The organism is Methylobacterium sp. J-092 (assembly GCF_022829325.1).
GTDB lineage: Bacteria > Pseudomonadota > Alphaproteobacteria > Rhizobiales > Beijerinckiaceae > Methylobacterium.
The window spans coordinates 1-6,444 of sequence record NZ_JAKSXU010000097.1 but is presented as its reverse complement, the minus strand read 5'-3'; the positions used below and the strand labels follow the sequence as shown (position 1 = coordinate 6,444).

Annotated in this window: 7 protein-coding genes; 5 read left to right on the top strand and 2 right to left on the bottom strand. The window is 63.5% G+C overall.

The window, feature by feature from the left end; translation table 11 throughout:
- Both MKK60_RS11060 and MKK60_RS11055 read left to right on the top strand, forming a co-directional pair.
- The coding region (locus tag MKK60_RS11060) for a DUF3829 domain-containing protein (protein ID WP_243985707.1) at positions 1–767 on the top strand (767 nt) is incomplete at its 5' end.
- A 241-nt stretch (positions 768–1,008) separates the two neighbouring features.
- Positions 1,009–2,982 carry a M48 family metallopeptidase gene (locus MKK60_RS11055; protein WP_243985705.1) on the top strand — a complete coding sequence of 658 codons (1,974 nt, stop codon included), beginning with the start codon at positions 1,009–1,011 and terminating at the stop codon, positions 2,980–2,982.
- A gap of 276 nt (positions 2,983–3,258) precedes the next feature.
- Here MKK60_RS11055 and MKK60_RS11050 read toward each other — a convergent pair whose 3' ends face one another.
- The gene (locus MKK60_RS11050) at positions 3,259–3,435 is read right to left on the bottom strand and encodes a hypothetical protein (protein WP_243985703.1); all 177 of its coding nucleotides are present in this window, start codon (positions 3,433–3,435) and stop codon (positions 3,259–3,261) included.
- Between the two features lie 498 nt (positions 3,436–3,933).
- Here MKK60_RS11050 and MKK60_RS11045 point away from each other — a divergent pair, with 498 nt between their 5' ends.
- The 3 genes from MKK60_RS11045 to MKK60_RS28670 all read left to right on the top strand — a co-directional run bounded on the left by MKK60_RS11045 (position 3,934) and on the right by MKK60_RS28670 (position 5,620).
- Positions 3,934–4,485 (top strand): recombinase family protein, encoded by a 552-nt coding sequence (locus MKK60_RS11045; protein WP_243985701.1) that lies wholly within the window; start codon positions 3,934–3,936, stop codon positions 4,483–4,485.
- Positions 4,486–4,579: 94 nt separating this feature from the next.
- Positions 4,580–4,852 (top strand): hypothetical protein, encoded by a 273-nt coding sequence (locus MKK60_RS11040; RefSeq protein WP_243985700.1) that lies wholly within the window; start codon positions 4,580–4,582, stop codon positions 4,850–4,852.
- Positions 4,853–5,389: 537 nt separating this feature from the next.
- Positions 5,390–5,620, top strand: coding sequence for a DUF6894 family protein (locus MKK60_RS28670; RefSeq protein ID WP_409567388.1), 231 nt, complete (start codon positions 5,390–5,392; stop codon positions 5,618–5,620).
- Between the two features lie 44 nt (positions 5,621–5,664).
- Here the strand turns inward: MKK60_RS28670 and MKK60_RS11035 are convergent.
- Positions 5,665–6,444 (bottom strand): Crp/Fnr family transcriptional regulator (locus tag MKK60_RS11035; protein ID WP_409567387.1); only part of this gene is annotated, 780 nt, incomplete at its 5' end.

Sequence of the window (6,444 nt, the reverse complement as noted above, 5' to 3'; positions counted from 1 at the left end):
TGGAGCGCCAGCTTGCCGCGTACCGACGCGACAACGAACGCGTGCTCAAGCTCGGCACGAAGCTCGGGGCCAATGCGTGGTACCACTTCGGCATCGTCGATTTCGATGGGGTGATCGACGAGTTGGAAAAAGCGACGGCCCTGCCTAGTACCGTCCCGGAGGTCGATCCGCAGGCTGCGCGGCTGCTTGCTAGCTTGCGCGAGCTCAATCCGACACTGAAGGCGCTGACCCGCTACCAGACCACCCGCGAGTTCAAGGAAGACGGATACAAGTTCGCGCGCGAGCAGCACCTGATCCTGGTGCCCAAGGTCGAAGCCGCCGCCAAGGCGATGGACGCCTACGGCACTGCGCTATTCGAACGCGAACTCGCTCGGGACGACCGGCGTGCAGCGGCTATGCCGGAGGACGCCCCAGCACGTCGGTTGCTCACGACCAGCCTCGCCCTCCGGCGTGCGGTGCAGCGCTTTGAAGCCCTCGGACCGAAAGCGGACGTGGGCCCGTTCTTGGCCGCACTCGGCGAGGTTTCGAACGCCAACCGTCAGCTTGGGACGACGTTCGACGCTATGAGCCCGAAGGCGAACTCGTCATGTACGGGGTACACCGACACGGTGGCAAGCGTGATCGGCCATGGCCGGGATGTGGCTCGGGATATCAAAACAAAGGGCGATCCGAGCCAGCCGGCGCAGCTGTTCAACGACACCTACAACCGCTCGGTGCGCGATTTCGAGTCCTGCCAGCGGTACGAAAGCCGTGCTCGGCCGAGCTGAGGGCTTGCCCGAACCGCACGGGACGTCCCCGTCTCCTTATACATCCGACCCCGAGAGCTCCATGATCACACGGTTTTGGAGGGGGCGAGGCAATGGCTTACGGCTTCCCCCTATTGTCCTGCTCCTTGCCTGGGTCGTGGGTGCGCCAACCTTACTCGCGGGTCTCGGCGCCTGGGAGGTCGAGCGCGGACACGAGACCGTCGCGACTTACACCCGCCGGCTCGTTGAGTTGCCGGTCTCGTTGGTTCAGCTGCGCCTGCTGGCGGCAACGGACCCCTACGCTTCAGTCCGGTTCGAGGGTGCGCGCACCGCTTACGGCGCAGCGCTGGCCGCCGACAAGGCGCAGGAAGCCCTAGCCGGCGCGGAACGCGACCGACCGCTTGCCAGCGCCCGGGCATGGATCCCGTATGCGACCCTCGTTGGAACGATGCTGGCAATGCTAGCTGGTCTGGTCGCGCTGGTAGGCGCGGCGGCAGCAGGTCTGTGGGCACGGCGCTCGCGCGACGCCTTGCTTGCCAGCTTTGGCCTTGTGCATCGCGCGTTGCCGGTACTGCTCGGCCTGCAGATCATCGGCCTCAGTCTCGCTGTGCTAAGCGTGACCCTGTTCGAGGCTGGGGGCCTGTGGTTCGTTGGGCGGTTTTCGGCCGGCGAGGCAAAGTTGCTGTTTGGCGCGCTGATCATCGCCGTTCTCGCGGTCTGGGCCGCAATTGGTGCCGTACGCGGACTGCGCGGCGTGTTCGCGCTGTTCACCCCCGAGCCCATCGATGTGAACGGTCAGGCTTTGAATGAGCGGGAGGCCCCCGGCCTATGGCGCCTCGTGCGCGAGCTCGCCGGGCGCCAGGACGCTCTCCCGCCGGACGCGGTGATCGTCGGCCTGACCGGCGGCTTCTTCGTCACGGAGGGCACCGTACGCTTGGCCATGGACGGGACGATCCTGACTGGTCGCACCCTCTACCTTCCTGCCCCTTACCTCGGTGTGCTCGACGGACGCGAGCTTTCCGCGGTGATCGGACATGAACTTGCGCACTTCGCGGGTGAGGACACCGCCTACAGCCGCCGGTTCACCCCGATCTACGCCGGTCTGCAACGAGCGCTGGCTGCGCTCGGCGGTTCCGGGGTCGGCGACATCCTCACTCGACCTGCAGCGTATGTCGGCCACCGCAGCCTCGGCACGTTCGATGCGGCCGTGGCCCGCTGGAGCCGGGTGCGCGAGTTCGAAGCCGACCGGCGCGGTGCTCTCGTCTCAGGCACGGTACCCGCCGCCTCTGCCCTGCTGCGCGCCGGCTGCCTCGGGCCGGTGGTGGGCGAGACACTCGGATCCGCCTTCGCCGCGCCGGACGCGGCGGGGAGCGACCTCGTCGCAGGCGTGCTCGATGCGATCCCGGCCGTGGGTTTTCCCGACTCGGCAGCGCATCTCGACGAACGGCAAGAGCACCCGACCGACACCCACCCACCGGACAGGCAGCGCATCGCGGCCCTCGGCGTCCCCCTCGACGACGCCCTGTTCACCCGTGCTGCCCGGCCACTGGGCGCGGAGGACCGTACTTGGCCGAGCGCGCTGGTTGCCGACTGGGCTGGCCTGTGCAGCAGCCTCAGCGCTGACTTTCTCGCCGCGGCCCGAGCGTATCGGGCATCGGAACGAGCCTACCTGGAAGAGACCGCCGCGGCGGTGCCGACCGAAGAGACGCTGGTCTACGAGAACGGCGCGCCGATGGTCTGGACGATGGGCGTGCTCGCCGTACTGTTCGCGGCCGCCGGGGCAGCCTTCGTCCTGTACCCGCGGGCCGTGGGGATCGCCCACGACGCACTCGCGCAGCAGATCCTAACCGCCGTCGTGGTCGCGGGTGTCATCGGGGCGGCCCTCTACGCGACGTTGGTCCACCGGCGCGGCCGCTCGCCCCTGCTGGTGCTGACGCCCGAGACGCTCCGCTCCCCCCTCCTTGACGGCGCAGTGGCCTGGCGGGACGTAGCGGACTTCCAAGTGAGCTACGGCAAGCGTGTCACCCTGACGTTGGCGCTCACGCCAGACGCTCCATTGCCGCGGGCGACGGGCCTGCTCTCGCGGGCTGGGGTGAGCCGACGCCGTCGCCAGGTAATCGTGCACGCCTTGGGTGCGCGCGGCTTGAAACCCGACCTCTACGCGGCGCTGATCGGCCGCTACCTCGCTGCCGCACGCGCCCGTGCGCACCTATCCACGACGGACACAACGATCTGATCGCTTGGCCGCTGGTACGCGTCTCTCCGGACGCTGGTGCAACACCGCCTGCTGGCTCGTGCTCTGCTGTTTGGACACTGGATCAGATCACGGTGGCCGGGCGCACCGTCGAGGAGCGGCTGGAAGGGCTGAACTGGATGGCCCTCGACCTGCACAAACGAGAGCTTGCGGTGTCGGCGGTCAACGCCAAACTGCGGGTCGCTGCACAACAGTCAGAAAACGACCGTTTTGCTGACGGTAGGCCCGTTCGCATAAGGCATTTACGGGAACTCTGCCTCAGACTCGGGCGGGTTCTCCCCGCAAGTCAGCTTGCTGGCGAGCAATTTCTTGGCCGATCTCGAACAGTAGCACCCGCATGATCGTCTTCATCATGTCCGTGCCGCTTTCCTGGATAAGGTCGTTAGCCTCGATACAAGCTTGTGCGATCACTTCGATTTGATCAGGCTCACCCACCCGCATACGCTCCCGCCCCTGAGTATTTATGTATTTTGAATACAGGATGCTGATTCAAAATTATCATTTGATGAGATCAGGCATCTTTAGATGAGCACACAATAACATAGATTAAGCGGACGCGACGAATGACTGATCCAAGGGCGCTCTCCCTTTTGAACCTCCTTGCCGAGTCGCTTGGCTGTTCCCCTGAGGCATTCTTCAATCAAGGTTCTCACGAACTGAGCGAGACCCTTGAGCTTCTGACGCTCTGGATGGCAACCGAGGATAGGCCGACCCGGATGCGCGCGCTGGTCGTTCTGCGCAGTGGCGCGAACCCGTCAAACTCCTTGGATACGACACAGGAGCCAGATTAAGCGTCGCGACGGCCCGTCTACGTGCGCCGGCCATTCGCATAAGCGTCAGTATAGTGTGCACGCTCCAGGGATTGTGCACGGAAGCCAAGCCGCTGAGATCGCGCTTCATTATTCGTGCACGATCCCTGTGCACGATTGAGGCATGTTCTACGGCTATGCGCGCGTTTCCACCGACCACCAGAGCCTCGCCGCCCAGGTCGAGCGCCTGACGGTTGAAGGCTGCTCCAAGGTTTTTCAGGAGACCGCTAGCGGGTCACGTGCGGACCGAGCCGCGCTCAAGCGCGCGATCGGCCGACTCGCCGAGGGCGACGTGCTGATCGTCACCCGCCTTGATCGCCTCGCCCGGTCGACCCGCGACTTGCTCAACGTCCTCGAAGAGATCACGCGGCGCGGCGCAGGCTTCCGCTCCCTAGCGGATGCCTGGGCCGACACGACGACGGCGCACGGTCGGCTGATGGTCACGATCCTCGGCGGCCTGGCGGAGTTCGAGCGCGAGCTGATTCGAGCGCGGACGGGGGAGGGGCTGAAGCGGGCGCGGGAACGCGGCGTGCGGTCGGGACCGAAGCACAAGCTCACCCCGCACCAGCAGCGCGAGGCCCTCGCACGGCGCGACGCCGGCGAGAGCTGCGCCGAGATCGGGCGGAGCTACAATGTGAGCCACAGCACCATCTCTCGGCTGAAGGCTGCCCCGTAAGGCCCGCGGACCCATTCGGCCTCGCTCTATGCCCGCCGCGCTGCATCCCGGTCCCTGCGGGCCTTCTACGGTCCCGGCCGGCCCAGGATACACGATGCTCACCCTCACCTCGATCCTCACACACAGCGTCCTCGTGGTTGCCACCGTGAGCGGCCTCGCTGCGCTGGCGGATGGCGCGGTGCGGATGCAGCTCGAACAGGCTGTACGGGGCGATCTGAGCATCGTGGAGCGTGCCACAGCGCCGGAGCAGGTTGCCCGCGTGGATGAGCGCTACGCTGCGAAGGGGCTCGACCGGAGCCGCCTGGGCGCGACCGTACGGATGGTCGGGGCAGACGATGCGCAGATGGCGCATCGCCCACGCTCCTAAAAAACTTGTAATTATTTTGCTGCGCAAGTGGCAATTGATCATATCCCATTTGATATTTCGTCTAGAACATTGCCGGCCGGAGTTCCGGTGAAGTCAGCGTCGATCGGTTCCGTTGGTCTCTTGAACTCCTGATCAGACCAATGGAGCCGCACTTCGATTGTGCTCGAGAGGCGTAATCACTATGTCTTTCACATTTATCGTGATTTCAGCCTATTGCATGACAGCTAGTATATTAATAGCTGCATCGATTTGGCCTTAGATATCAATCATCTTACGTCTTTTCATGCGCTAAATTAGACTATCGAACTCGTGCTTTTTCCAGAATTGGACATTTGACATGCCAGGTAATGAGTATCTCATCGCCGGCTTGGCAATGATGACCCTGATCGTTGTCATCGTCGTCGCATCAGTTATGCGGAGTAGGGTCGCTAAGTCCAAAGGCGATCCCGAACGGTCCAGCTTCACCAAAAATCACGGGGAAGCACCACGCCAAAATCGGCCTGGAACTGAACATTAGGGCAGTAAACGGAGGCAATCATGCCGCGTTATTTTATATCTACATCAGATAAGGCACGGGTACATGAGAAGGAAGGGCTTGTACTTTCTGGGCCCGAAGAGCTTGCACAAGTACTACGCCAGACACTCGCGACCATGCTTCACGATGAAGACAGAAACAAAGGTAGAACCGTTTTCACCGCGAACGCTCACGATGCGTATGGGGATCCCATCATGAATGCTAGAGTCACGATGGAGGCACGTAAGCTGTAGAGCTACTCTCGTGCTTTCAGCTTCCCGCGTGGCTTCAATCCAGCTTAAGCCTCTGGCGAGCGAAGGTCCAAGTGCAGGTAATTCGGGTTGAAGCCGCAGAAGGCTTTCAGGCGCGCGACGTCAGGGATGTCTAGCTGCCCGCTTTTCAGCACGATCAGATCTTCAGCGCGCAGATCGCGCAGCGTGCGGTTGAGATGCACGACTGTGATCCCGAACACGTCAGCAAGCTCGTTCTGCGTCATACGTAGCTCGTAGCTGCTCGCCGTCGCACGGCCGATAACCTGCAGGCGGACCAGCAGTTCGCAGAAGAGATGCGCCACCATCTTGGCCGCTTGTCGCTGGCCCATGCTGGCCATCCACTCGCGCATGATCCCCTCGTCAACGAGGGTGGCCCACCAGAAGGCATGCGCGATATGAGGCCTGGTCGTGATCAGGTCGACGATCGTCGTGCGCGGGATCTCTGTCATCTCGCAAGGTGTGAACGTGCCGATGCTGTGGTCGCGCCGCGCTAGGATCGCCACGTGCAGGTCGCAGAAATCACCCGGGAGCAGCAGGCCCAGGATCTGGCGCTTGCCATCGGGCAGGATCTTGTAGCGATACGCAAGGCCTTCCACCACGAGGTGCACGGTCTCGGGGCGATCCCCCTCACGACAGAGATCGCAATCCGCCTCGACCTTCCGGGTTGTGGTCGAGAGGGCCCACAGCGCGGCTCTATCGGTCTCATCGAGAACGCAGGCGTGTTCGAGCTTGAGGATCAGCGGATTCGAGGACGCTTGTTGCCTTGCTGGGAACGGTATCGCGGCATCCGAGCGGAAGGGGGCCTG

What these genes read in the sequence shown, in the direction of transcription:
- MKK60_RS11045 (WP_243985701.1), top strand. Translation starts at nt 3,934, where the DNA reads ATGTTCTACGGCTATGCGCGCGTTTCCACCGACCACCAGAGCCTCGCC.
- MKK60_RS11040 (WP_243985700.1), top strand. Translation starts at nt 4,580, where the DNA reads ATGCTCACCCTCACCTCGATCCTCACACACAGCGTCCTCGTGGTTGCC.
- MKK60_RS28670 (WP_409567388.1), top strand. Translation starts at nt 5,390, where the DNA reads ATGCCGCGTTATTTTATATCTACATCAGATAAGGCACGGGTACATGAG.